Source organism: Pseudoclavibacter endophyticus, assembly GCF_008831085.1.
Lineage (GTDB): Bacteria > Actinomycetota > Actinomycetes > Actinomycetales > Microbacteriaceae > Pseudoclavibacter > Pseudoclavibacter endophyticus.
The window spans coordinates 2033280-2057749 of record NZ_WBJY01000001.1 but is presented as its reverse complement, the minus strand read 5'-3'; the positions used below and the strand labels follow the sequence as shown (position 1 = coordinate 2057749).

The window sequence follows — 24470 nt, the reverse complement described above, 5'->3', positions numbered from 1 at the left end:
CTTTCTTGAGCACGGTTTTTCGCGCATCCGCCGAGCCTCTTCGCCGGCGCCTCGCGACTCTTTCCTCGGGAGGCCTCATGACGTCCAGCCACACCGCCGCAATTCCCGTGCAGGGTGCAGACGGCAACACGCGGCCGACCTCGGCGACGCCGGCATCCGGCGGCGAGGCGCGGCACGCGAGTTCAGGCAAGGGCGGCGCCGGCTCCGGGCCGCCCGCGCGGCTCGACACGCGCGACCTCGTGGTCGTCGTCCTGCTGATCATCTCGGCCTTCGTCGCGATCCTCAACGAGACGACCATGGGCATTGCGATCCCGCACCTCAACGCGGATCTCGGCCTGCCGCCCGAGCTCGGACAGTGGCTCACGAGTGCGTTCATGCTCTCGATGGCGGTCATCATCCCGATCACGGGCATCCTGCTTCAGCGCTTCACCACGCGCCAGGTCTACCTGGCGGCGATGATCGCCTTCACGGTCGGCACGCTGATTTGCGCCATCGCCCCCGGGTTCGTGGTGCTGCTCGCGGGCCGCGTCGTCCAGGCGCTTGGCACCGGCATCATGTTGCCGCTGCTGATGACCACGCTCATGAACGTGGTGCCCGAAAAGAACCGCGGGCTCATGATGGGCTTCGTCGGCATGGTCATCTCGCTCGCGCCGGCGGTGGGTCCGACGGTCTCCGGCATTATTCTCGACAACCTGCACTGGCGTTGGGTGTTCGGCCTCGTGCTCCCGCTCGCGATCATCGCGCTCGTCGTGGGCGCGATCTTCATGCGCAACCTCGGCGAGACGCGCAAGGCGCCGATCGACGTGCTGTCGATCTTCCTCTCCGCGCTTGGTTTCGGTGGCGCCGTCTTCGGCCTCAGCCAGTTCGGCAGCCACGGTGGCGCGGCCGAGGGCGGCGACAGCATCGGAGTCTCGCCGGTCGTGCTCGGGGTGACGTCGCTCGTGATCGGCGTCGCGATGCTCGGCCTCTTCGTGTGGCGGCAGCTCGCGCTGCAGAAACGCGAGCGGGCGCTGCTCGACCTGCGCACGTTCCGTTCGCGCAACTTCTCGATCGCCGTCGTCATCATGGCGATCGTCGCGCTGTCGATGTTCGGCACCCTCACGTTGCTGCCGCAGTACCTGCAGAACGTCGTGCAGCTCGACTCCACCACGTCGGGTCTCGTGCTCATGCCGGGCGCGCTGCTCATGGGCGTGCTCGGCCCGGTCATCGGCGCGATCTACGACCGCGTCGGGGCTCGCGTGCTGCTCGTTCCCGGAACGATCATCATCGCCGGCTCGCTGTTCTGCTATTCGATGGCCGGCGCGCACACGCCGGTGTGGATGCTGTTCGCCATCCAGACGGTCATGTCGCTCGGTCTCGCGCTCGCGTTCACGCCGCTCTTCTCGTCGTCGCTCGGCTCGCTCGAGCCGCGTCTCTACTCGCACGGCTCCGCGTCGCTGAACACGCTGCAGCAGGTGGGCGGCGCGGCCGGCGTCGCGGTGCTGCTCGCGGCCTACTCCGGCATCCTGCACGCCGGCGAGGCGGAGGGGCTCGCCACGCCCGAGGCCGGCGAGCCGGCGGCGCAGGCGGCGTTCTTCACCGCCTTCTGCATCGCGCTCGTTCCGGTGGTGCTCGCCTGGTTCGTGCGCAAGCCCGAGGGCACCGCGCCCATCGCGCACGGCGGGCACTAGGAGCGGTCGGCGCCTGGCGTTCGGGGCGCGAGCCGGGGCGGCCCCGGTGCGCCCGGGCGCCTCAGCGCGTGTCCGCGGGTGGTGCCGGCCTGCGGCGCTCCCACCACGAGCCGGCCGCGCCCGCGAGCAGGCTCGCCGCGAAGCACGCGCACATGGCAACCGCCATCGGCACGGCGGTGTGCGGGCCGGCGACGCCGCCGACGGGCGAGATGAGCGAACCGAGCGCGAACTGCGTGAAGCCCATCAGGGCGGCTCCGCTGCCGGCCGCGAACGCGGCCCGGCCGACGGCCAGCGTCGTCGCGTTCGCGAGGATGGCCGAGCCCGCGCCAGAGGCGAGCACGATCGAGATGACGAAGTTCGCGGGGTTGAGGGCACCCGTCGCCGCGAACACGACGAGGGCCGCCGTCGAGGCGATGGCGATGGCCTGGGCGACGACGAGCATCCGCCGCGCGCCGAACCGGGTTGACAGCGGCGCGTTGGCCCAGCTGCCGAGCATGACCGCGGCCGCGTAGCAGATGTAGAGGAGCGAGAAGCCCCACTCATCGGTGCCGAGCACATCCTGCGCGATGAACGAGGAGGCGCTCACGTGCACCGACATCGCGGCGAAGCCGAGGGCCATCGCGAGGGCGTTGCCGACGTAGGCGCCGTCGCCTGCGAGTCGCCGGTAATTGCCGAGGAGCCGGGTGAACCGCACCGGCGTGCGCCGCTCGGGGCGCAGCGTCTCGGGCACCGTCCGCCACGCGACGAACAGGTAGAGCGAGCTGATGACGACGAGCCCGACGAAGATGGGCCGCCAGCCGCCGGCCTGCATGAGCAGTGTGCCGAGGAGCGGGGCGATGAGCGGACCGACCGCGAGCATCCCCATCAAAAGGCTGAACGCGCTGGCCTTCTGGGCTTCGGTCGCGATGTCGGCGACGATGGCGCGGGCGACGACGACGGAGGCCGCGGCACCGAGTCCCTGGACGACCCGGCCGGCGACGAGCAGTTCGATGGATGGGGCGAGGGCGACTTCGATGCTCGCCAGCGTGAGCAGGGTGAGCCCGGCGAGGAGCACCCGGCGGCGGCCCAGACTGTCGGCGAGGGCGCCAACGATGAGTTGGCCGAAGGCGACACCGAGCAGGAAGCCAGTGAGCGCGAACTGGGCGCCCGCGATGGTGGTGCCGAGGTCGGCGGCCATGAGCCCGAGCGCGGCCAGGTACATGTTTGCGGCGACGGGGTTGACCGTCATCAGGAGGCCCAGTACGAGCAGCAAGCCGCGGCCGAGGCCGGGATTCTCGCCGTTCCCCTTCGCTGCGGCCACTGCGGTGCTCCCCGTGTTCGACGCCGCGTCGGCGCGGCCTCCCCAGATCCTACGCACAGCGTTCACGTGAACACACTGCGTACGAAGGAGATGCGGATGCGCTCATCGGTTGCGAGGCGCGCCCGAGCCATACCGCTCGCGCGGGTGATGCCGAGTGTCGGCGGGTGTTGGCACACTGACGTTATGGAGCGGGTGAGGGGCGATGCGGGTGGCGCCACTGCGCCATGGGGCTCGGCGTCCGCGCTGAACACGTCGCGGCGCGTGGGCTTCCCCGTCGACATCGTCTCGGGCATTGCCCTCGCCGCCTTCACGCTTCCCATCACGGTGGCGAGCGTGCTGCAGGCCGCGCGCGACGTCGAAGGCTGGGTGCCTCCGCTCACCATCGGCGTCGCGACGCTGCTGCATGTGGCGTCGCTCGTCGCCTGGCGACACCCGCGCGCCGCGCTCGCCGCCGGAGCGGCCCTCATGCTCATCCTCACGGCGCTGCCGTTCGACGCGGCGGCCTCAGCGGCGATGCTGCCGTCGAGCCTCGCGTTCCTCCTCATCGTCATCGGCGCGGCGCGAGCCACCGATGCCCGACTCGGCCGCGCCGCGCTCGCGGTCGGCCTGCTCGGCGCCGTCGGCATCGTGGCGGCGCACGCGGTCGTCGCACGCGAGGGGCCATTGCGCGACGACCTCGGCATCCGGGCGATCGCCGCCGGCAGCCTCGCGGCCGGCGTCATCGCGGCGTGGGCGCTCGGCAGGCTCGCCCGATTGCGCGAGCAGCGCGAGCGCGAGCGCGAGTCGGCACGCGTGCGTGAGGCGATCGGCGACGAGCGGCGCCGCATCTCACGGGACCTTCACGACGTGATCGCGCACTCGATGACGGTCATGATCGCTCGGGCCGAGGCGGGGGGCGTGGTCGGCCGACGCGATCCCGCTGCTGCGGTGACCGCGCTCGACGACATCGCCGAGCAGGGGCGTGCGAGCATGAGCGACCTGCGGGCCATGCTGCGGGTGCTCGAGTCGCCGGACGACGCGGTATCGCTCGCGCCGGCACCCGGCATCGACGGCATCGCGAGCCTCGTCGAGGGCGCGCGCGGCCCCGAGAGCGAGGGGCCCGCGGTCTCGTACGAGGAGCGGGGGCAGCGGCGGCACATCGCCCGAGATGCAGAGCTCGCGGCCCATCGAACGGTGCAAGAGGCTTTGACGAACGCCATTCGTCACCGGCGCCCGCCACTGCGCGTCGAGGTCATCGTCGACTGGCGGCCGGGCGAGCTCGTGGTCGCGGTGGCCGACGACGGGGGCGGCGGCCCATCCGGCAGCCCTGGCGGCGGTCGCGGCCTGATCGGCATGCGCGAACGGGTGGCTCGCGCCGGCGGCCGCCTCGAGATCGACCGTGGCGCGGGATGGTCGGTGCGAGCGGTCTTGCCCCTCGCCGACGCGACGGAGTCGCGCTCGCGGCAGGCGGACCCGTCGGTGCCGGAAAGGCCTGTGCCATCGTGACGGTGCGGGTACTGATCGCCGACGATCAGGAGCTGCTCCGCGCGTCGCTCGAGACCGTGCTCGGCGCCGACGAGCGCATCGACGTCATCGCGAACGTCGACGACGGCGACGCCGCGATCGAGGCGTGCCGTGCGCACCGCGTCGACGTCGCGCTCATGGATGTGCGCATGCCGCGGGTCAACGGCATCGAGGCGACGCGCGAGATCGTCGCCCTGGCCGCCGAGGGGCGGCTCCGCACGCGCGTGCTCGTGCTCACGACCTTTGATCTCGACGAGTACGTGTTCGCCGCGATCGAGGCGGGCGCCTCCGGCTTCCTCACGAAAGACGCCCGCCCCGCCGAGCTCGTCGACGCCATCTGCCGCGTCCACGACGGCGATGCCGTCGTCGCACCGCGCGCCACGGCGGCACTCCTGCAGCACGTTCGTCGCGCGCACGCCGCGAGCGGCGGCGGGCCCGCGTGTCCGGGCGCACCCGGCGGACCCACCGCCCTGGCCCCGCTCTCGCCGCGTGAGCGCGACGTCGTCTCGCTGCTTGCCGCTGGGGCCTCGAACGACGAGATCGGCGAGCGGCTTTACCTCACGACCAACACGGTCAAGACCCACGTGAAGTCGATCCTCGCCAAGTTGGGGCTTCCCGATCGCATCCACGTCGTCATCTGGGCCTACGAGCACGGCGTCGTCCGGCCGGGTGAGGGCGTGGGGCCGAGCTAGCCGGTCGCTCCACGACGGCGCTCGCGTCCGGGCCACGCGCCGCTCACCCGCGCGAGCGATCCGAGCCGCCCGATCGAGTGAGGCGCGGGCGGTCGAGGCGCGGCCAGCATGTCGCACATGCCCAACACACCCGCCCGTGCCACCGCCCTCGCAGCTCTCGTCGCAAGCGCTCTGCTCGCGGCCCTCGCCGTCATCTGGCTCATGCTTCCCGATCTGAACCCGCTCGCAGCGGCGTCGCCGCCCCTCGTGCGGCTGACGGGGGCATCAACTGGCGCCATCGCGCAGCTCGTACTCGGTGCCGCCGGCCTCGTGCTCGCGGCCATTCGCCTCGCTCACCCGGCGCGTTCGGCCCGCACCCCGGTTGTCGGCGATCGAGTGCTGGGAGACGCTCGCCCCGCGGGCGAATTCCGGTCATCTGCCGGCACTGGATCGGTGACGACCACATCGCTCGCCGCAGACGACGGCGCGGGGCCGGCCCCGCGGTTCCGGCCGTGGTTGCGCGGCTCGGCCTTCGCGATCGCGGTGCTCGCGGGAGTCGGCCTGCTCGGGTTTTCCGGCATCGCCGTCAGCGGCTACACCATGGTGCTGCTCCTGCCACTCGGCGCCGGCGTCGCGCTGGTGCTGTTCGGGACGCGCCGCCCGCTCGCCGCGCTCGGTATCGCAGGCGGAGCATCCGCCCTCGTCGTCCTGGGCGAGACCACCGGGGATGCGCCCGTGGCGCGGCTCTACGGCTCGATGCTCATCTCGATGGGACAGACGCTTCCGCATGCGGTCGAAGCGCTCGTCACGATTGCGTTCGCCGGCGCCTGGCTCCTGGTGGCCGTCGGCGGCACACGAGAGGGACGCCTCGCCGGTGCCGTGCGGCGCGCTCGCGTGCCGATCACGATCGCGGCCGCGGCGTGCAGCCTGCCCTACGTCGTGGCCCGCGTCAGCTGGCTCACGCCGTGGCCACTCTTCGGGTCGCCGGGCCTGATCTCCGAGGATCCGGTCGTGACCGCGATGGGGCTCGCCCTCGGCGCGGCGATGGCCCTCGGCGGCGTGCTCACGCTCGGGCTCGTGTTGCCCTGGGGCGAACGGCTTCCGCGATGGATGGGCCGTCTCGGCGACCGCGAGGTTCCCGTGGGCGCGGCGGTCGTGCCCGCACTCGTCGTCGCGGCGCTCTTCACCTTCGGTGGGGCCGGCCTCGCCATCGACGGCGTGCTCGGCGCAGGCCCGCTCGGCGACCTGACCTGGACGATGGGCCTCGTGTTGCCGTTCTGGCTCTGGGGGCCGCTCCTCGCGCTGGCCGCGTGGGGCTATCGCCTGCACCGACTGCGCGGCGTGGCGGCGGTGAACGCGTCGTCGGCGCGGGAATGCGGCACGATAGGGGTGCCCGCGGGCACGAGGGGATGACGCCCGCCCGGGGCCCGGAACCGTCCGCACCGAAGGAGTTGTGCACGTGCCACTAAGCTCACTGCGTCTCGAAGGCGATCACCTCGATCTCGATTTCGGCGTGTTCGATTGGCTCGACGCCCAGCCCGGGGTGACGCTCCGTGACACGTACGACGCCCGGCTGCGCCTGGTGCGGGAGGCCGAACGGCTCGGATTCGCCCGCTATCACCTCGCCGAGCATCACGCGACGCCCCTCGGCCTGGCGCCATCACCCGCCGTGTTCCTCGCGGCCGCGGCGCGCGAGACGTCGACGATACGCCTCGCCGCAACGACGTTCATCACGCCGTTGTACGACCCGCTGCGGCTCGTCGAAGAGATCGCCATGCTCGACCAGCTGTCGGGCGGACGGCTCGAGATCGGCGTCGGGCGCGGGTCGTCGCCGATCGAGGCCGGCATGTTCGGGCTCGACGCCGAAGCGGCGAAAGCACGCTTTCTCCGCGATTGGCCAGCGATGCTCGACGCGCTCCGCAGCGGCAGGTTCGTGCGCCCTCGCGAGGGGACGGGCGTCGCGGACGGCGGTTCCACCGCCGCGTCGCCGCCGGTCGACCTGTTCGTCCGCCCGCTGCAGACGCCGCATCCGCCCCTCTGGTACCCGACCTCGAACGCGGAGTCGATTCCGCGCCTCGTGACCGAGGGTTATCACGTGCTGTTCGGCTTCGGCTTCTCGTCGCCGCCGCTCGAGGTGATGCGCGAGCACGCGACCGTGTTCCTCCGCGAGAGTGCCGAGGTGGATGCCTCGGTCGCCGCCGCGGGTCCGCGGCGGTTCGGCATGGTCCGCCACGTGTATGTGGGCAGGGACGACGCCGAGGCCGTCGAGACCGCGAGGGAGGCCCTCGCCGTGCATTACGACAGCTTCACGCACCTGTGGCGGGCCGCGGGGAGCGAGCGGTTCACCGGGCCCCTGGACGACCTGGAGGATCTCGTCGATCGCCATCTGCTCTTCGTCGGCTCGGCACCGACCGTCGCCGAGCAGGTCACGCACGCTGTGCGGGAGTCGGGCGTGAACTACGTCGCCGGTGCCTTCGCATGGGGCAGCCTGAGCGAGCAGCAGTCGGCACGCTCGATGCAGCGGTTCGCCCGCGAGGTCATGCCGATCGTGCATGCCGGCCTCGAGCATCCCAAGGTCGATTGACCGGCCTCGAACCTAGTCGGGGAAGATCTGGCCGACCGGAGCTTGTTTCTCGGCCTGGAAGGCCTCCTCTTCGCGGCCGTACGCCCAATACGCCGAGAGCGAGAGCCGTTTGCGATCGATGCCGCGCTCGTCGCCGAGGGTGCGTCGCAGGCGCTTCATGACCTCCCGCTCGCCGTGGGCGAAAACCTGCACATCGCCCTCACGCCAGTCGGGGGACTCGTCGGCGGCCACGGCTGCGACCGCCTCGGCGAGCTGCGTCCTGTCGGGCGTGAAGGGGCCGCCGCGGTGCATCCAGCGCACCTCGATGCCGTCCGGGGCGCGCAGTGCAAGCTCGTCGCCGGGACCGGCGACCTCGACGATCGCGAGGCCGACGGCATCCGGCGCCATGGCTTCGAGTGTCGCCGCGATCGCCGGGATCGCCGACTCGTCTCCCGCGAAGAAGTACCAGTCGGCGTCCGGATCGGGCTCGAACATGCCGCCTGGTCCGTTGAAGCAGAGGCGGTCGCCGGGTTTCGCCGTCGCGGCCCACGGGCCGGCAACGCCCTCGTCTCCGTGCACCACGAACTCGATCTGCAGCGTGCCGGCCTCGGCGTCGACGGACCGCACGGTGTAGGTGCGGCGGACGGGAAGCTGCTTGGGCGCGAGGGTCTCGCGCAGCGCGTTGAGGTCGTACGGCGGCGTGAGGCCGAGTGCCGGGTCGGCGAACAGGATCTTTACGTACTTGTCGGTCGCGGCCTTGTCGACGTAGTCGGCGAAGCCGTCGCCACCGAGTGTGAGGCGCACGAGGTGATCGCTGATCCGCTCGTTGGAGATGACGTCGAGGACGACCTGAGGCCGCGCCTGGCGACCCGGACGCGGTGCCCGGTCGGTCCGGGGGAGAGGGGCGGTCATTGCGGATGGCTCCTTACAGCGCCGGGGACGTCTGGCACTCGAGACACCGCTGCCTGGCGGTGTTAGGGCAACCTTACCTGCATGCAGGGATCGGTCACCTGAGCTGCAGGTGTTTCGCGGCGCCGATGAACTCGCGGATGAGGCCCGGGTCCTTGACGGCTCGGCTCGACTCGACGCCGGACGACACGTCGACGCCCCACGGGTTCGCGACCTCGATCGCTGCTGCCACGTTGGCGGGGGTGAGGCCGCCGGCCAGCAGCCACGGCCCGTCGATGGCCGAGCCGTCGAGCGCGGCCACATCCCAGGTCTCGCCCGAGCCGGGCGTGGCGGCGTCCAACAGCAGGGCCTCCTCGCCGTGCGCTCCGACCTGCAGACTGGGAGCGTCGGCGAGCGACGTCGCGCGCCACACCCGCGGCATGACGTGCAGGGCCTCTCGATACGACGCCTCGCTGTACGCCGGGCCGTGGAGCTGGAGCACGGTGACGCCGAGCCGAGAGGCGACCTCGGCGGCCTCGCGAGCGCCGAGATCGTTCGTGACGAGGACGGTGTCGGCGGCGTCGCCGACGGCGTCGACGATCCGGCGGGCCCGTGCCGCGTCGAGGCCGCGGCTGCTCGAGGCGCTCATGACCACGCCGATCGCGTCAGCGCCCGCCTCGACAGCGACCCGAGCGTTGTCGGCCGTATCGAGCCCGCAGATCTTGACGTACACGCCACCTGCCTGTGATCGTGCGTCGAGTCGACGGTCGGCGAGGGCGGTGTTCATTCGTGCTCCATTCGGCGGTGGCAACTACGTCCGGATGCTGTCGGTACGTCGTCCCGGCCGCGCGACGTTGCGCGGCGATACCCTTCCACGGTACCCCGGGTCACTGGGTGACGCCCGATGCGGGGCGCTCGCGGGCCCCAGGTTACGCGCGGCGACGTCACACCGCGCGGGAGGGGTCGACGTAGGTGCCTCCTTGCGGCGCTGGCGGGTGCGACGCCTGCCCGTGCTGACTCAGGGCGAGGTCGACGAACGCCGCGGCGCGGGGCGAGAGCCGGTGCTCCCGAGACCACGCGAGCACGACGGGGACCACCGGCATCGGGGGATCGACCTCCTTCTCCACCACGGGCAGTCCCTCGTAGCTGCGCTTGTTGTGCGGGCGCTGGACGAGGATGCCGTAGGTGGTGCCGCGTGCGACGAGCGCACGCGTCGTCTCGTACGAGCTCGTGCGGTGCCGGAACGTCGGCACGAGCCCGTGGGCGCCGAACGCCGCCATGACGTAGTCGACGCTCGGCGGGCGGTCGAACAGCACGAGGGGCTCGCGTGCCAGATCGGCGAGCTTGACCGTATCGCGTGACGCGAACGGATGGTCCTCCGCGAAGAACGCGTAGCCGCGAGAGCGGAAGAGCGTGATCCGCTCGAACTCATCGAGCCCGCCGAGGTCATAGAGGATGGCGACATCGACTTCTCCGTCGCGCAGCGAGGCCGTGAGCGAGTCTTGAGCGCTTTCGACGAAGTTGACGGTCACGCCCGGATGCAGGGCCTCGTACTCGTGCAGGAGTCCGGGAAGCAGCGTCGGGGCGAGGGTGAGATAGCAGCCGATCTCGAGCGGGCCGACGATCGCCTCGACTCCCCCCTCGACGAAGTAGCGCAGCTCAGCGGCCTCGCCGAGCAGGGCCCGGGCACGGGTGAGCACCAGCCTGCCCGACGGGGTCAGCAGCACGCCTTGTGCACGTCGGCGGATGCAGAGATCGGTGCCGAGGATGCGCTCGAGCTCCGTGATCGACGCGGCAACCGCGGATGGTGACATGAACAATCGCTCCGCCGCAGCGTTGATCGCCCCCTCCTCCGCGACCGCGACGAAGTGGGAGAGCTGGCGGAGCGAGAACTCGACGCCGTCTCGCTGTCGCCCTCGCTCCATCGCCGGGGCGTCGGCGTCCGGGTTCGATTGCACGAGCGCGCCTCCTCACTGACCGGCATCGGAGTAAAACGACCCAATCGTTCTAGTTCAGCAATTACACGCGTTTGACGGTGGTTTGTCGAGTGCAGAGACTTACTTGCACCGTGAACAACGAGGTACACGGCGGACGGGCCCGACGCCGCACCCCTCCCGAGCGCACAGCAAGCGCGAAAGCGAGTATTTCTATGTCTACCGTGACTCCCGTGGCCCGGCCGACGACCGAGGACGTCGTCCGGATCGCCGAAAACCTGATCCCTGTCCTGCGCGAGCGCGCCGTTCTCGTGGATCGCGAGCGTCGCATCCCCGATGAGACGTACCGCGAGCTCATCGACGCCGGCCTCTGGCGCATCCTCAAGCCGACGAGGTACGGCGGCTACGAGATGAGCGAGGCCGATCACGCCAAGGTGGCCGTCACGCTCGCCGAAGGCTGTGCATCGACGGCGTGGGTGTGGTCGATCCTGAGCTCCGACAACATGGCCATCTGCTCGTTCCCCGAGCAGGCGCAGGAAGACATCTGGGGTCAGAACCCCGATGCCACGCTCGCGGGCAACACAACGCTGAACCTCAAGGCCGCGGCGGAGAAGGTGGACGGCGGCTATCGCGTGACGGGGAAGTGGGGTTTCTGCAGCGGCTCAGACTTTTCCGAGTGGCTGATCTTCCACGCGCCCCTCGGCCCCGAACGGGAGGGGTACATGTTCCTCGTACCCCGCGAAGAGGTCACCACGATCGATGACTGGCATCCGACCGGGCTGCGGGGAACCGGTAGTCGGAGCCAGGCGATCGACCGTGTCTTCGTGCCAGAGCACCGGGCGCAGCGGACGAGTGAGACGGTCGACAAGCTGGCCGAGCGCCGTACCCTGCACCCGACGTTCGACGCGATGTACGCGCCGTACCCGTCGTACGGACGCTTCACGTTCTCGTCGGTCGGCGTCGGCGCCGTCTATGGCGCCGCGAAGTACTTCCTCGACACCGCTTCGACGGCCACTCGCGTTGCGAGCGCCGTCGGTGGGCAGGTGCGGCTCATCGACCAGGACTACGTCGCGACCGAGATCACCGACATCATGGCGCAGCTCGAGACGGCCAAGCTCGTGATCGAGCGTCGCAGTGAGGAGGCATCTGAGCGGGCGAGGCAGCATCGCGAGTCGAGCGAACAAGACCTCGCGCGCGAGAACCGCGACAATGCGTTCGTGGCCCGAGTCGCCCTGCGCAGCGCGCAGCGGCTCTCGTCACTCGTCGGGTCGAAGTCGGGGTTTCCCGACCACCCCGTCTCGCGCGCACTGCGCGATGCGGAACTCGTGTCGCACCACGTCACGCTCAATTGGCGCCAGGCAGGCGTGCGCTATCTCGCATCGCGAGCGGCCGTGTAGATCGCATCCACCGGGGCCGGATGCGCGAGCCGCAAGGCAGCGGTCATGCATCCGGCCCGCACCCCCGCGGGTCTGCAACGTGCGCGACCCGCGCACACCGACGGCGGCAACGCCGAAACCGATGCTCAATGAGGAGAATCGACATGTCACACGAACCCCCCGTGGTCACGAGATCGATGCAGCGCAGGGTCGCCTTCACCAGCACCCTCGGCACGACGATCGAGTGGTACGACTACTTCATTTACGCCGCCGCGGCAGCGCTCGTCTTCGCGCCGCAGTTCTTCCCGTCGGAGGACCCCGTTACGGGCCTGCTCGCCTCGTTCGCGACCTTCGCCGTCGGGTTCATCGCCCGGCCGATCGGCGGTCTCGTCATGGGGCACTTCGGTGACCGGGTCGGCCGCAAGTCGATGCTCGTCCTGTCGGTGCTCCTGATGGGCGTCGGCACCGTCGGCATCGGCCTGCTACCGAACTATGAGGCCATCGGCGTGCTCGCGCCGATTCTGCTCGTCTTTCTCCGCCTCGTGCAGGGCTTCGGCGTCGGCGGGGAGTGGGGCGGGGCGGTGCTGATGACCGTCGAGCACGCGCCACGAGCCAAGCGCACCTTCTACGGGTCGCTCGTGCAGATGGGGGTGCCGCTCGGCATCATCCTGTCGAACCTGGCCTTCATCCTGGTGCTCAACGTCATCGAGCCGGACGCCTTCGCCGCGTGGGGCTGGCGACTGCCGTTCCTCGTGAGCGCGCTGCTCGTCGTCGTCGGGCTCGTGATCCGGCTCAGGGTGACGGAGAGCCCGACGTTCGCCAAGCTGCGGGACACGCAGGCGGTCAAGCGCTTCCCGTTGCTGGAGATGCTGGCGCGTCACTGGAAGCCGCTGATTCTTGCCTCGTTCGCCTCGATTGCGGCCCCGGCGCTCGGCTACCTCGTGCTCGTGTACATGATCACCTACGGCACGACGCAGCTCGAGCTGCCGCAACTGACCATGCTGTGGCTGGTCGTCGGCGGCGCCGCGTGGTGGACGATCGTGATCGGGCTTTCGGCGCAACTCGCCGACAAGATCGGCCGGAAACCGGTCTTCGCGGGTGGCGCCCTCCTCGTGATCGTCACGGCCTTCCCCTTCTTCTGGCTCGTCGACACGGGGAGCCCTGGCCTCATCCTGGTCGCGTTCCTGCTGGCGACGACGGCCGTCGGCGGCATGGCGGGGCCCCAGGCCGCGCTGGTCGCGTCGCTCTTCCCGTCGAGCGTGCGCTACAGCGGGGCATCGACCGCGTACCAGGTCGGATCGATCCTTGGCGGGGCCATCGCGCCGCTCGTCGCCACGGCGCTCCTCGAGTGGTCGGGAACGTCCATGTCGATCGCGACGTACATGGCGGTGATCGGGCTGGTGAGCTTCGTGGCGATCCTCTTCGTCCGGAACGGAGCGATGCGCAGCTTCGATGACGACGAGGTGGCGGTGCCGGCGATGACCGACGCGCGCGCGTAGGTGGTGCGCGGGCCGGTCGGCGCCCAGCGCTCGGCCGCGCCCCGCATCCGTTACCGTGCGTCGGGCCGGGCGAGGCCAGGAAAACCCCACGCGATCAGGCCCGTGATCGCGCAGACGACCACGCCCGTGAAGAGGGTGGGAGATCCGCGCGAGCGTGGGCATGTTGACGGCGTGAGTCGCGGGGTCGAGACCGGCCAGGTTGCCGCCCAGGCGGGGCCCGATTCCCGCAAACGCGACGCCCCACAGCACTCGATGTACGGTCAGGCACCGTCAACAGGGCCAGGCCGAACCCGCGGCCTCAGCGTGGCGGCTGGGCTGGCAACGGGGGAAGCGCGTCACGGCCGGGCTCTCCGGGGACCCGGGCGCTCGTACTGAACGACGATGCAGTGCGGGTCGTCGCGGAGGCTCGCACGGGCCGCGAAGCGGTCGCGCCAGCCGGGAAACATCGTCCCGACGTCGTGCTCATGGACCTCCGGATGCCGGACGACAGCGGTATCGAGGCGACCCACGCGATCAGAGCGGATGCAACGCTCGCCGCCACGCGCATCCTGGTGCTGACGGCCTTCGGCGATCTCCGCGCATCGGGCCGACCTCCGCGGCTAGCGCAGCTGGGCCGACATGGGACATGCCCACGGATCGCGGGCGGAGAGCCCCACCTCGTTGAGGTAGCGGATCACGATGGCGTATGACTGCAGCACCGTCGTCTCGGTGTACGGCACGTTGTTGCTCTGGCAGTAGTCGCGCACAATCTCTCTGGCGCGCGCGAGGTGAGGCCGGGCCATAGCCGGGAAGAGGTGATGCTCGACCTGGTGATTGAGCCCGCCGTACATTGCGGTGGCCCACCAGCCTCCCGAGATGTTGCGCGACGTGCGCACCTGCTTCGAGAAGAAGTCGAGCTTGGCGTCGGGCGCGATGATGGGCATGCCCTTGTGGTTGGGGGCGAATGAGGCGCCCATGTACACGCCGAACACGGCCATCTGCACGCCGATGAAGGCGAAGGCCATGCCGAGCGGCAGCATGAGGAAGACGGGGATGAGCAGGATCGCGAAGTGCGCGGCGATGAGCCCGAGCTCGATCCACCGGCCGGGCCGCGGCTCACGGGACACGAGGTGCTTGATGCTCAGGAAGTGCAGGTTGAGCCCCTCGAACATCAACAGAGGGAAGAACAGCCAGCCCTGGCGCCGCGTGATCACGGCGAGCAGGCCCTTCGAGCGCGCCGCGTCTTCGGCGAGGAACGAGATCGTGTCGACCTCGATATCGGGGTCGCGGCCAACGCGGTTCGGATTGCGGTGGTGCGCGTTGTGCTTGTCGTCCCACCACGACATGCTCATGCCGATCACGCCGCCGAGGATTCGCGCGAGTCGCTTGTTGGCAGGCCCTGTGGCCATGATCTGCCCGTGCGACGCCTCGTGCGCCAGAAACGCGGCCTGCGTGAAGACGATGCCGAGCGCGGCGGCCATGAGAAGTTGCAGCCAGCTGTCGCCCAGCAGCACGAAGCCGGCGCCGATGCCGCCCAGCGCGAGCGTGAGCACGATGCCGACCCCGAGGTAGAAGCCACGGGCGCGACGCATGAGGCCGGATTCGCGCACGACCTGCGCGACGGATGTGTACGCATTGGCCAAACGAGGAATCTCGTCGGTGCCGGCGTAGGTGGTCCGCACGGGTCCGAGGCCGGACGGAGCCGTGCCTCGGCGATCGTTGCGGGTCGAGAGCGCTTCGCGTTCCGAGCGCTCGTGGTTATTCGAGATCGAGGGGGCGTTCGAAGAAGTAATGAGTACTGCCCTTGTGTGTTCATCGGCAGTGGCGAATCCGTACGCTTCGGCGTCCTGGAGATTGTTGCCTACTACCTGGTCAAGCTCGAGGCAAGTCGCCGTTCGCTGCGTTCAGGTTAGCCGCCCCGGCTGAGTGAAGTCCTTAGGAGACCTGTCAAACGAGGCGAAGGCATGACCGACCCGGAAGAGCCGGGGCAAAACGGCGAACGCCGGCGCGGCGACGTCGACGATTGTCGTCGCGTCGCGGCACCGGCGTAGTTCGCGGGGCCGTCTTGGGGCGCCCGCGAGGCCGAGGGCTGCTTAGATCGCGCGAATGTTCGCGGCCTGCAGGCCCTTCTGTCCGCGCTCGGTGTCGAACTCGACGCGCTGGTTCTCTTCGAGATTGCGGTGCCCCGAGCCGTCGATCGCGCTGAAGTGCGCGAACACGTCGTCAGAGCCGTCATCGGGTGCGATGAAGCCGTAGCCTTTTTCGGAGTTGAACCATTTGACGGTGCCAGTGGCCATATCGTCATTCCTTCGGTGTTGTGGACCACGGGCGTGATCCGGGTGACCGCATCGGCGACGCCGACGCGGGGTCTTGAGGCGCGGCTGCTGCTCGCGGAGAGCAGGAGCCGGGCGCGTGGTCGCCGCGCACACGCAGCCGGGCAGCGACGACGGGCCCGCGTCGGTCGACGCGAACGCAGCGGCTGAGCTCGCGGCGACGTGGTGGCGCAGCAGTTCGTCGCGGGACGCGTCGAGCTCGGCGAAGCTGCCGAGGCGCTGTCCCTGCGGGCCGAATGCGGCGAAGCGGCGAGTGTCGGCGGGGCCGACGACATGGCCGGCGAATTCGCCGTCGATGGTGGCGACGTGCACGTCTGGGGCGGCTTGGCGCCACGAGAGAGGGCCGCACGGTCGATAATCGGCCGGGCGGGCGGTGGTTTTCGGTCGTGCTGGGGATTTCGGCCGTACAGCGGGAAGTGCGAGAAAGATCAGTCTTCGTTTCGTTCGTCTCGACCGCCGCCGTCATCGGCGGTCGGTCGGAATGTCGTGAGGCGCGAAGTGTCGCGCTGGCCTATCGGGCGACGAGCGGCAGCAGAGGTGCTGCCTGTCGCGTGCGGTTCGTTTGGCCGGCGTTAGACGCGGCCGTCGAGTTTGGAATCTCTCGAAGCCTAACGCATCGCGCTCGAATATGTACACATGAATCGCGGTGCCTCCGCGCGTCACCGGACTGCGCTGCCGTTCCGACACGGTGAAGCCACCGATCGCGGACGGATACTGACCGTATTGCGGAAGAATCTGGTGCCATGTCCGATACGACGGCCCGTGCGCTCGAATTGCTGAACCTGCTGCAGACCCACCGACACTGGCCGGGTCCGGAGCTCGCGGAGCGGCTCAGGGTGACCGAGCGAACTGTGCGTCGCGATGTCGAGCGGCTGCGTGAGCTCGGGTATCGCATCGAGTCGTCACCCGGCTCGGCCGGTGGCTACCGCCTCGAAGCGGGCGCGGCCGTGCCGCCACTGCTCCTCACCGATGAGGAGGCCATCGCGATGGCGATCGGGCTGCGCATCGCCGCATCCGGTCGGCTCGTCAGTGGTGCCGAGACGACGCTCACCGCACTCGCGAAGCTCGAGCGAGTCCTCCCCTCGCCCCTGCGACGCCGCGTGAACGCGCTGGCCGACGCGGTCCTGCCCGCCGGCATCCAGGCCGGCGCAGCGGTCTCGAGTGAGGTGATCGGCGAACTCGCGCTCGCGTGTCGTGATCATGAGCGTGTCCGTTTCGCCTACACGGCGGCGTCCGGAGCGGCGACGCGGCGCCGGGTCGATCCCCACGCGCTCGTGCCCGCCGATCGACACTGGTATCTCCTGGCGTGGGATCTCGATCGCGCCGACTGGCGCACCTTCCGCGTTGACCGGCTCGAGCGCGTGGAGCACACGCGCGTGCTGTTCGAGCCGCGCCCCATCAGCCCCGAGGAGATCGAGGCGCGCGTGCTCGCCGCGCGCGGCTACTTGCGTACTCCCGCGGCGGCCGAGATCGTGATCGATCTGCCGCTCGACCGGGTGCGCGAGGCGTTCGGGCCGTGGGCGCAGGGGGCGGTCGCTGAGGGTGAGCAGCGCACGCGGTGGCGGGCCGGCGGGCACGACTGGCGCGACGTCATGTACGCGTGCTCCTGGGTGCCGGAGGGGGTCACCTACAGGGTCGAGTTCGGCGCGGGCGGCCCGGATGAGATGCGTGAGGCGCTCGAGCGGATGCTCGCCGCCGTTTCGTGACCCGTTCGGTGTCCCGCTGCATCCCGGGAATAACCGGCGTCTTCGAGCGTTCACTATCTATGCATACGCATGAACGTGATACCGTCCCTGCGAACGCCCTCAGCACGCTCGCCGCAGCACCCGCACGTTAGGAAGCAGCCCATGCAGTTCGGCCTCATGTCCGTGAGCGACGTCACCCGCAACCCCGTCACCGGCGAGACGCCGAGCGAGGCGGAGCGCATCGACGCCGTCATCCAGATCGCCAAGAAGACGGAAGAGGTCGGCCTCGACGTCTTCGCGATCGGCGAGCACCACAACCCGCCGTTCTTCTCGTCATCACCCACGACCCTGCTTGCGGCGATCGCCGCGAGCACGTCGCGGCTCATTGTGACGACCTCGACGACCCTCATCACGACCAACGACCCGGTACGCATCGCGGAGGAGTACGCGATGCTGCAGCACGTGTCGAAGGGGCGCATGGACCTCATGCTCGGCCGCGGCAACACGGCGCCCGTCTACCCCTGGTTCGGGCAGGACATCCGCCAGGGTCTGCCGCTCGCGATCGAGAATTACGACCTGCTGCACCGGCTCTGGCGTGAGGACGTCGTCGACTGGGAGGGGAGGTTCCGCTCGCCACTGCAGGGATTCACCTCGACGCCGCGCCCGCTCGACGACGTGCCGCCGTTCGTGTGGCACGGGTCGATCCGCACGCCCGAGATCGCCGAGCAGGCCGCCTACTACGGCAACGGGTTCTTCGCCAACCACATCTTCTGGCCCACGCAGCACTCCCTGCGCCTGATCGAGTTCTACCGGCAGCGGTTCGAGCACCACGGTCACGGCACCGCGAAACAGGCGATCGTCGGGCTCGGCGGGCAGACCCACATCGCGCGCAACTCGCAGGACGCCTACCGGGAGTTCCGCCCCTACTTCGACGAGGCCCCCGTGTACGGCCACGGGCCGTCGCTCGAGCAGTTCAGCAGCCAGACGCCCCTCGCCGTCGGCAGCGTGCAAGAGGTGATCGACAAGATCCTGACCTACCACGATGCGTTCGGCGACTACCAGCGCCAGCTGTTCCTGCAAGACCACGCGGGCCTGCCCCTCGGCATCGTGCTCGATCAGCTCGAACTGCTCGGCGGCGAGGTGGTGCCGGTCGTGCGCAAGGAGCTCGAGTCGCGGCGCGACCCCGAGTCGGCGCCCGCGCCGACGCACGAGCGCCTCGTGCGCGCCAAGTACGGCGACACGACTCCCCGCCAGCCGCGGCCGCAGGCCAACCGCGGCGACAACGTGACGGGCGGCTCGCCCTACCTCGACACCGACGAGGTGCGGGCGGCGCGCGAGGCGGAGTCGGCGGGAGCTGCGCGGACGGGCGCTGAGGGCGCCGACCCGGAGGCGGGCGCTGCGAGCGCCGGGGACTGAGCGGACGAGCGAGAATGACCACCGTCGCATCCGCCGAGCCCGTGCGGCGCGCCGTCGTCATCGGCGCCGGCCAGGCGGGGCTCGCCGCGGCGCACCACCTGCGGCGCCGCGGTTTCACACCCGGTGTCGACCTCGAGATCCTCGACGCCAACCCGACACCGGGCGGTGCATGGAGCCACCGGTGGGACGCGCTCACCTTCGATGACGCGCACGGCATCCACGATCTGCCGGGTTTCCCGGTCGGCGAGGTCGATCCGTCCGAGCCCGCGCGCGAGGTCGTCAAGCGCTACTACGGCGACTACGAGGCGCGCGAGGGACTCCGCGTCCGCCGGCCCGTGCGCGTGACGGCCGTCGAACGGCGTGAGGGCGGCGGTTTTCTCGTCCGGGGCGTGTCCCGCGGCGAGGGCGGAGCCGTGTCCGGGGGGTCGACCGCCGACGGCGCCGGGGGAGTGACGCTCGGGTCGGAGCGGGACGCCGTGATCGTCATCTCGACCGACGTGGTCATCAGTGCGACCGGGACGTGGGACAGCCCGTTCGTCCCGTCGCACCCAGGACGATTCGAGGGGCGTCAGCTCACGACGCGAGACTTCGTCTCGCCCGACGAGCTCATGGGCGAGCGGGTGCTCGTGGTCGGTGGAGGCGCGTCGGCCGTGCAGTTCGTGCTCCTGCTCGAAGCGCACGGCGTCGACACCGTGTGGTCGACGCGCCGGCCGCCCCAGTGGATCGACGCGTCGTTCAATCCGGAGTGGGGCCGTGGCGTCGAGGAGCGCGTGCGGGTTAAGACGCATCGCGGCCTGCCGTCGGGTTCGGTCGTCTCGAACACCGGGCTCGCGCTGTTGCCGCGTTACCGCGCGGGCATCGAGCGGGGCGTGCTCGTCTCGCGCGGGCCGATCCGGCAGCTCACCTCGGGCGGGGTCGACTTCGCCGACGGCTCGCACGAGGAGGTCGGCGCGATCCTCTGGGCGACGGGCTTCCGCCCATCGCTCGGCCATCTCGCCCCGCTCCGCGTGCGCGAGCCGGGCGGCGGCCTCCTCGTCGGGGAAGACGATGTCACGGTCGTGCGCGAGCCCGGCCTCTTCGTGGTCGGCTACGGTGCGAGCGCGTCGACGCTCGGCGCGACACGAGCCGGGCGCCGGGCGGCGCTCGCGGCGGGCCGCATCACGGCGCCCGCCGCCGCGTGACCGATCTCGGTGGGCGTCGCGCACACGAGTCCGAGGAGTGGGCCGTGGGGCAATCGTCCACGGGATCGGTCAGCTCGTCGCCGCCGCCTGTGACCGCGTCGCGCCCGTGCTAACGTGTCCGGCACTGCACGGGAGCCCGGTGAGCTGGGCTGAGAGGGAGTACTCGAACTCCGACCGTTGAACCTGATCCGGGTCATGCCGGCGAAGGAAGCGAGCTCAGGCGCGTCCACGACCCTCGTGGCGTCCTTCCGTGTAGCGGGTGCACCGGCACCGCCGACACACGGGAGGAACCATGACCGACACCGCCACAACCGCCGCGGCGGCCGATCCGACGCCGGAGCAGCTTCAGGCCGACCCGCTGCGATTCGGCGTCGGGGCGCGCATCACCGTGGCCGTCATGACCGACGCGTATATCGAGACCATCACCGATGCGCTCGGCGCACTGGACACGCAGGGCCTCGTCGTCGAGACCGGCGACGTGAGCACGTATCTGGGCGGCGATGAGGCGAGGCTGTTGCGCGCCGTGACCGATCTTGCCGAGTCCATCGCCGCATCCGGCCATCACGCCTCGGTCGCCCTGCACCTCTCGCGCGGCTGCCCCGGCGAGGCCGTGTGCGAGGCGCCGGGCGGGGCCGGAGCCAGGTCCGTCGAGGCTCCGGCGCCCCGGGAGACGGGGCGGTATGCCGCGGCGGAGTGGGCGCTGTACCCACTCGCCGATCAACCGGTCGCCGACGGCGTCGAGCCGGACCACATGCGAGACATCTCCGCCGCGATCGAGCTCGCGCGCGACAACGGCACGTTCCGCGGCTCGGCGCACTTCGTCACCCGTCTCGAAGGCGACCTGGGCACCGTGCTCGGCACGATCTTCGCGGGATGGACGATGGTGGGTCGCACGGTGCAGCACGTCACCTGCCACGCCACCATCTCGCTCAACAGCCCGAGCCACACGGAGGCGTCGGCATGACCCGCCTCGCGGGACGCGCGCCCCGCCTGCAGCTGCGCGATATCGTGCTCATGGTCATGCTCGGCGCCGTCTTCGGCTTCCTGTACTGGGCGCTCGTGCAGGCGTGGAACGCGCTCGCGGTCGCCATGGGGCCGGCCGGCGACCTCGCCCAGCACGTCGTCTTCGGCGGATGGTTGCTCGTCGCCCCGATCGCCGTGGCGATCATTCGCCGCCCTTTCGTCGGTGTCATCGCCGAGGTGATCGCCTCGATCATCGAGGTGGTCTTCCTCGGATCGCCCGTCGGCGCTCCCCTCCTGCTCGCCGCTCTCCTGCAGGGCGTCGGCAGCGAGCTTCCGTTCGCGGTCACACGGTACCGGCGCTTCTCGTGGCTCCTGTTCGCGATCTCGGGAGCCCTCGGCGCGTTGCTGGTCTTCGGGTACTCCGCGGCGCGCTACGACTGGTGGGGACAGGACATCCTGCTGCTGCGCCTCGGCATGCAGATCGTTTCGGGCATCGTGCTCGGCGGGCTGCTCGCCAAGGTCATCGTCGACGCGCTTGCCCGCACGGGGGTGCTCGACGAGTTCGCCATTGGCCGGGCCGGCCACACGCCCCGCACCACCGCCCGGCGCGGCGGCCAGGCGAGCGCGAGCTCGAGGCGCGCCGAGGCCGCGGCCGAGGTCGCTGAGGCCGAGACCGCGATCGGCGCGGAGGCGGAATCGGGCGACTCGGCGGCCCCGCCCCGCCCCGTGGGCCCCGCCGCGAGCGCGGACGATGCGGCGGACCGGACCCTGCGTGATGGGCGATAGCTCGGTGCCCGTCTCGGCGCCGACGCAGCGCGAAGCGGTGGCAATCGAGGGGCGCGAGCCGCCCGTCGCGGCGATCGACACCCGCGGTGCATGGGCCGAGTTTGCGTCGGGCGACGGCGTCGGCCCCGTTTCGTTCTCACTCGCACCGGGTGAACGGATGCTTGTGCTCGGTCCGTCGGGATCGGGCAAATCGACGCTGCTCCGGATGCTCCACGGCGCCGTCCCGCATGCGATCGCGGCGGAGACGGGTGGGTCGGTTCGCCTCGTGGGGCGCGACGTGGGCGCGGTGACGGTCGCCGGGCTCGCCGACGTGCTCGGCGTCGTCGCGCAGGATCCCGAGTCGGGCGTCTGCCTGCCCGACGTCGACGACGAAGTCGCCTTCCCACTCGAGAACCTCTCGGTCGACCCGGCGAGCATCGGGCCGTCCGTTGACGCGGCGCTCGAGATGGCGGGCGCGCGCCACCTCGCCGGCCGTCGTACGGGGGAGTTGTCGGGGGGCGAGCTCCAACGCATCGCGCTCGCGGCCGCGGTCGCGGCGACGCCCGAGGTGCTGCTCCTCGACGAACCCACCTCGATGCTCGACGCCGAGGGCATCGATGCGGTCCGCGCCGCCATCGATTCGGCCTGCGTCACGACGGGTGCGAGCTGTGTGCTGGTCGAGCATCGCCTCGATGAGCTGGCGGGCGACGCCGGCATCGAGGCGCTGCCGAATCGCTGGCTCGTCATCGGCCGCGACGGGCGCGTGCGCTTCGACGGGCCGGCTCGCGAGCTGAAGGCCGAGACGGCCCGCGAGCTCATCCGTGACGGATGCTGGGTTCCCCTCGAGCTCGAGCTGCCGGCGCTGCTCGGCGCGTCGGATGCGGCGGGGCTCGCCGATCGGCTCAGGTCCCTCGCCTCGACTGAGGCCGCGGCTGGCGATTCGGGCGAGGACGTCGGTGGCGCGTCTCGCGCCGGTGCCGCCGCGGGCGTTGCCGCTGGTGGCACGTTCCGCCGCCCGACCGCGGCACTGCGGGCAGCATCCGTGTCAGTCGCCCGTGGCCCGCGCCGGGCACGTGCAACGGTGGTGGCGGGCGTGGACCTCGAGCTGCGGACCGGCGAGGTCGTCGCGCTCGTCGGCGCGAACGGCACGGGCAAGTCGAGCCTGCTGGCCTGCCTCGCGGGGCTCGAACGCCCCGCGGCCGGCACGGTCACTGGACCCCGGGCCGGAATGGTGTTCCAGCATCCGGAGCACCAGTTCGCCGCCACGACGGTGCGCGCCGAGCTCGCCCACGGCCTGCCGACCGGTCAGCACACCGATGCGCGCGTCGACGAGCAGCTGCGCCGATTCGATCTCGATGACCTCGCCGACCGTCAGCCGCACCGTCTCTCGGGCGGGCAGCAGCGGCGCGTGAGCCTCGCCGCGATGCTGCTGCACGACCGCGCGTTCCTGCTCGCTGACGAGCCGACGTTCGGGCTCGATCGTCGGGCGCAGATCGGGGCGATGCGCGCCCTCGTCGCCGCGGCCGAGGAGGGGAGGGGCGTGTGCTTCTCGAGTCACGATCTGCGTGCGGTCGCGGCCTACGCCGACCGCGTCGTCGTGCTCGGCGAGGGGCGGGTGCTCGCCGATACGACGCCGGCTCGACTGGTGCGCGACCACCGGCTGCTCGAGCGCGCCCGGCTGCGGTTGCCGCGGCTGCTTCGCTGGCTCGCGGAGCCCGGCGGGGTCCTGGGGGAGCGCGACCCGGACGCATCGAACGGGGTACCCCGGATTCTGAGGGCGCTCGACGACCTCGCCCTCGCGCTCGCGGGAGATGCCGCGTGACCGCCGAGCGGGCGGCGACGCGGGTCCGTTCGCGCGGTCTCGCCGCCGAGCCCGCATCGGCCCTTCCCGCGGGCGCGGTACGGCGGGATCGCGAGCCGAGCCGGGGGTCCTGGCTCGCGTGCTGCAACCCGACCGTGAAGTTCGCGGTGCTCTTCGTCGCGTCGATCGCGGTCATGGTGCTCTTCGATCCGGTTCCCGTGCTCGTGCTCTACGCGGCGGCACTCGTCGCGGCACTCGCGTCCGCCCGCGTCTCGCCGCGGACGCTCGCGGTCGGGCAGCTGCCGTTCGTCGCGTTCGCGGTCGGCATCGTGTCGGTCAACGCACTCAGCAGGCCGGGCACCGAGCTGTGGCCCGACCTCCCGGTGCGCATCACGGTTGAGGGGGTCACCATCGGGCTCGCGCTCGCGCTTCGCGCGATGTTCATCGGCGTGCTGGCGATCTCGTTCCTCGCGACCACGCCGCCGCGCGACCTTCTGGTCAGCCTCATGCTGCACGCCCGCCTGAGCCCGCGCTACGCGCACGCCCTGCTCGCGGGGCACCGGATGCTCGAGGCCATGCCGCAGCGATGGGCCACGATCAGGGCCGCCCAATCGGTTCGCGCTCCGCTGCGCCGAAACGGCAGGCCCCGCTTCGGGCCCGTGGATGCCGCGCGCGCCGCCTTCGCGCTGCTCGTCGCTCAGGTGCGTGCGTCTGAGCGCATTGCGCTCGCGCTCGAGTCGCGCGGCCTCGGCGACGGGCCGCGCACCGTCTGGCGACCGGTACCGCTCGGCGCGCGCGACATCGTGCTCGTGGTCGTCGTCGTCGCCGCGCTCGCGGTGGTACTCGTGGCGTCCGCGACCGGATGGCTCACGATCGCCGCGCTCGTCGAGCCCTCCGTCTTCATTCACGGCGGCCGCCGTGCGTGACGCACCAAGATCGGTCA

General features: G+C 70.9%; 21 protein-coding genes and 1 riboswitch. Of the genes, 15 read left to right on the top strand and 6 right to left on the bottom strand.

Going from position 1 to position 24470, the window contains the following annotated elements; translation table 11 throughout:
- The first annotated feature begins 77 nt into the window (after positions 1 to 77).
- Positions 78 to 1670: a DHA2 family efflux MFS transporter permease subunit gene (locus tag F8O04_RS09200; RefSeq protein WP_158028925.1), complete on the top strand. Its 1593-nt coding sequence runs from the start codon at positions 78 to 80 to the stop codon at positions 1668 to 1670.
- Positions 1671 to 1731: 61 nt separating this feature from the next.
- Here F8O04_RS09200 and F8O04_RS09195 read toward each other — a convergent pair whose 3' ends face one another.
- On the bottom strand, positions 1732 to 3036 hold the full coding sequence (locus tag F8O04_RS09195) for a Bcr/CflA family efflux MFS transporter (RefSeq protein ID WP_158028924.1): 1305 nt from the start codon (positions 3034 to 3036) through the stop codon (positions 1732 to 1734).
- 117 nt (positions 3037 to 3153) lie between these two features.
- Here F8O04_RS09195 and F8O04_RS09190 point away from each other — a divergent pair, with 117 nt between their 5' ends.
- From F8O04_RS09190 to F8O04_RS09175, 4 genes are all read left to right on the top strand, one after another.
- Positions 3154 to 4455, top strand: a complete 1302-nt coding sequence (locus F8O04_RS09190) for a sensor histidine kinase (protein WP_158028923.1) — start codon at positions 3154 to 3156, stop codon at positions 4453 to 4455.
- On the top strand, positions 4452 to 5165 hold the full coding sequence (locus tag F8O04_RS09185; protein WP_225734941.1) for a response regulator transcription factor: 714 nt from the start codon (positions 4452 to 4454) through the stop codon (positions 5163 to 5165). Before F8O04_RS09190 ends, F8O04_RS09185 begins: the two co-directional genes overlap by 4 nt.
- Positions 5166 to 5282: 117 nt before the next feature.
- The gene (locus tag F8O04_RS09180; protein ID WP_158028921.1) at positions 5283 to 6557 is read left to right on the top strand and encodes a hypothetical protein; all 1275 of its coding nucleotides are present in this window, start codon (positions 5283 to 5285) and stop codon (positions 6555 to 6557) included.
- 46 nt (positions 6558 to 6603) lie between these two features.
- The gene (locus tag F8O04_RS09175; protein WP_188726190.1) at positions 6604 to 7728 is read left to right on the top strand and encodes an LLM class flavin-dependent oxidoreductase; all 1125 of its coding nucleotides are present in this window, start codon (positions 6604 to 6606) and stop codon (positions 7726 to 7728) included.
- A 12-nt stretch (positions 7729 to 7740) separates the two neighbouring features.
- Here F8O04_RS09175 and F8O04_RS09170 read toward each other — a convergent pair whose 3' ends face one another.
- From F8O04_RS09170 to F8O04_RS09160, 3 genes are all read right to left on the bottom strand, one after another.
- Positions 7741 to 8619 carry a siderophore-interacting protein gene (locus F8O04_RS09170; protein WP_158028919.1) on the bottom strand — a complete coding sequence of 293 codons (879 nt, stop codon included), beginning with the start codon at positions 8617 to 8619 and terminating at the stop codon, positions 7741 to 7743.
- A 94-nt stretch (positions 8620 to 8713) separates the two neighbouring features.
- Complete coding sequence (locus F8O04_RS09165; protein ID WP_225734940.1) at positions 8714 to 9382, bottom strand: phosphoribosylanthranilate isomerase; 669 nt, start codon at positions 9380 to 9382, stop codon at positions 8714 to 8716.
- 157 nt (positions 9383 to 9539) lie between these two features.
- Positions 9540 to 10553 carry a LysR substrate-binding domain-containing protein gene (locus F8O04_RS09160; protein ID WP_225734939.1) on the bottom strand — a complete coding sequence of 338 codons (1014 nt, stop codon included), beginning with the start codon at positions 10551 to 10553 and terminating at the stop codon, positions 9540 to 9542.
- 209 nt (positions 10554 to 10762) lie between these two features.
- Between F8O04_RS09160 and F8O04_RS09155 the strand changes: the two genes are divergently transcribed.
- From F8O04_RS09155 to F8O04_RS09145, 3 genes are all read left to right on the top strand, one after another.
- Positions 10763 to 11926: an acyl-CoA dehydrogenase family protein gene (locus tag F8O04_RS09155; protein ID WP_188726191.1), complete on the top strand. Its 1164-nt coding sequence runs from the start codon at positions 10763 to 10765 to the stop codon at positions 11924 to 11926.
- Positions 11927 to 12069: 143 nt separating this feature from the next.
- Positions 12070 to 13404 carry an MFS transporter gene (locus F8O04_RS09150; protein WP_225734938.1) on the top strand — a complete coding sequence of 445 codons (1335 nt, stop codon included), beginning with the start codon at positions 12070 to 12072 and terminating at the stop codon, positions 13402 to 13404.
- A gap of 371 nt (positions 13405 to 13775) precedes the next feature.
- Positions 13776 to 14093 (top strand): response regulator, encoded by a 318-nt coding sequence (locus tag F8O04_RS09145; RefSeq protein WP_158029184.1) that lies wholly within the window; start codon positions 13776 to 13778, stop codon positions 14091 to 14093.
- Here the strand turns inward: F8O04_RS09145 and F8O04_RS09140 are convergent.
- On the bottom strand, positions 14004 to 15065 hold the full coding sequence (locus tag F8O04_RS09140) for a fatty acid desaturase family protein (protein ID WP_158028916.1): 1062 nt from the start codon (positions 15063 to 15065) through the stop codon (positions 14004 to 14006). The two genes, F8O04_RS09145 and F8O04_RS09140, sit on opposite strands and share 90 nt — an antisense overlap.
- Before the next feature lie 411 nt (positions 15066 to 15476).
- Entirely contained in the window at positions 15477 to 15680 is a 204-nt protein-coding gene (locus F8O04_RS09135) for a cold-shock protein (RefSeq protein ID WP_158029183.1), read from the bottom strand.
- Between the two features lie 779 nt (positions 15681 to 16459).
- Between F8O04_RS09135 and F8O04_RS09130 the strand changes: the two genes are divergently transcribed.
- The 7 genes from F8O04_RS09130 to F8O04_RS09100 all read left to right on the top strand — a co-directional run bounded on the left by F8O04_RS09130 (position 16460) and on the right by F8O04_RS09100 (position 24453).
- Positions 16460 to 17422 (top strand): helix-turn-helix transcriptional regulator, encoded by a 963-nt coding sequence (locus F8O04_RS09130; protein ID WP_158028915.1) that lies wholly within the window; start codon positions 16460 to 16462, stop codon positions 17420 to 17422.
- A gap of 141 nt (positions 17423 to 17563) precedes the next feature.
- Entirely contained in the window at positions 17564 to 18817 is a 1254-nt protein-coding gene (locus F8O04_RS09125) for a CE1758 family FMN-dependent luciferase-like monooxygenase (protein ID WP_158028914.1), read from the top strand.
- A gap of 14 nt (positions 18818 to 18831) precedes the next feature.
- On the top strand, positions 18832 to 19998 hold the full coding sequence (locus tag F8O04_RS09120) for a flavin-containing monooxygenase (RefSeq protein ID WP_158028913.1): 1167 nt from the start codon (positions 18832 to 18834) through the stop codon (positions 19996 to 19998).
- Between the two features lie 118 nt (positions 19999 to 20116).
- Positions 20117 to 20225, top strand: a riboswitch (TPP riboswitch).
- 65 nt (positions 20226 to 20290) lie between these two features.
- Positions 20291 to 20962: a YkoF family thiamine/hydroxymethylpyrimidine-binding protein gene (locus F8O04_RS09115; RefSeq protein WP_158028912.1), complete on the top strand. Its 672-nt coding sequence runs from the start codon at positions 20291 to 20293 to the stop codon at positions 20960 to 20962.
- Positions 20959 to 21747: an ECF transporter S component gene (locus tag F8O04_RS09110; protein WP_225734937.1), complete on the top strand. Its 789-nt coding sequence runs from the start codon at positions 20959 to 20961 to the stop codon at positions 21745 to 21747. Before F8O04_RS09115 ends, F8O04_RS09110 begins: the two co-directional genes overlap by 4 nt.
- Positions 21737 to 23548, top strand: a complete 1812-nt coding sequence (locus F8O04_RS09105) for an ABC transporter ATP-binding protein (RefSeq protein ID WP_188726192.1) — start codon at positions 21737 to 21739, stop codon at positions 23546 to 23548. Before F8O04_RS09110 ends, F8O04_RS09105 begins: the two co-directional genes overlap by 11 nt.
- On the top strand, positions 23545 to 24453 hold the full coding sequence (locus F8O04_RS09100; protein WP_158028910.1) for an energy-coupling factor transporter transmembrane component T family protein: 909 nt from the start codon (positions 23545 to 23547) through the stop codon (positions 24451 to 24453). Before F8O04_RS09105 ends, F8O04_RS09100 begins: the two co-directional genes overlap by 4 nt.
- The last annotated feature ends 17 nt before the right edge of the window (positions 24454 to 24470 follow it).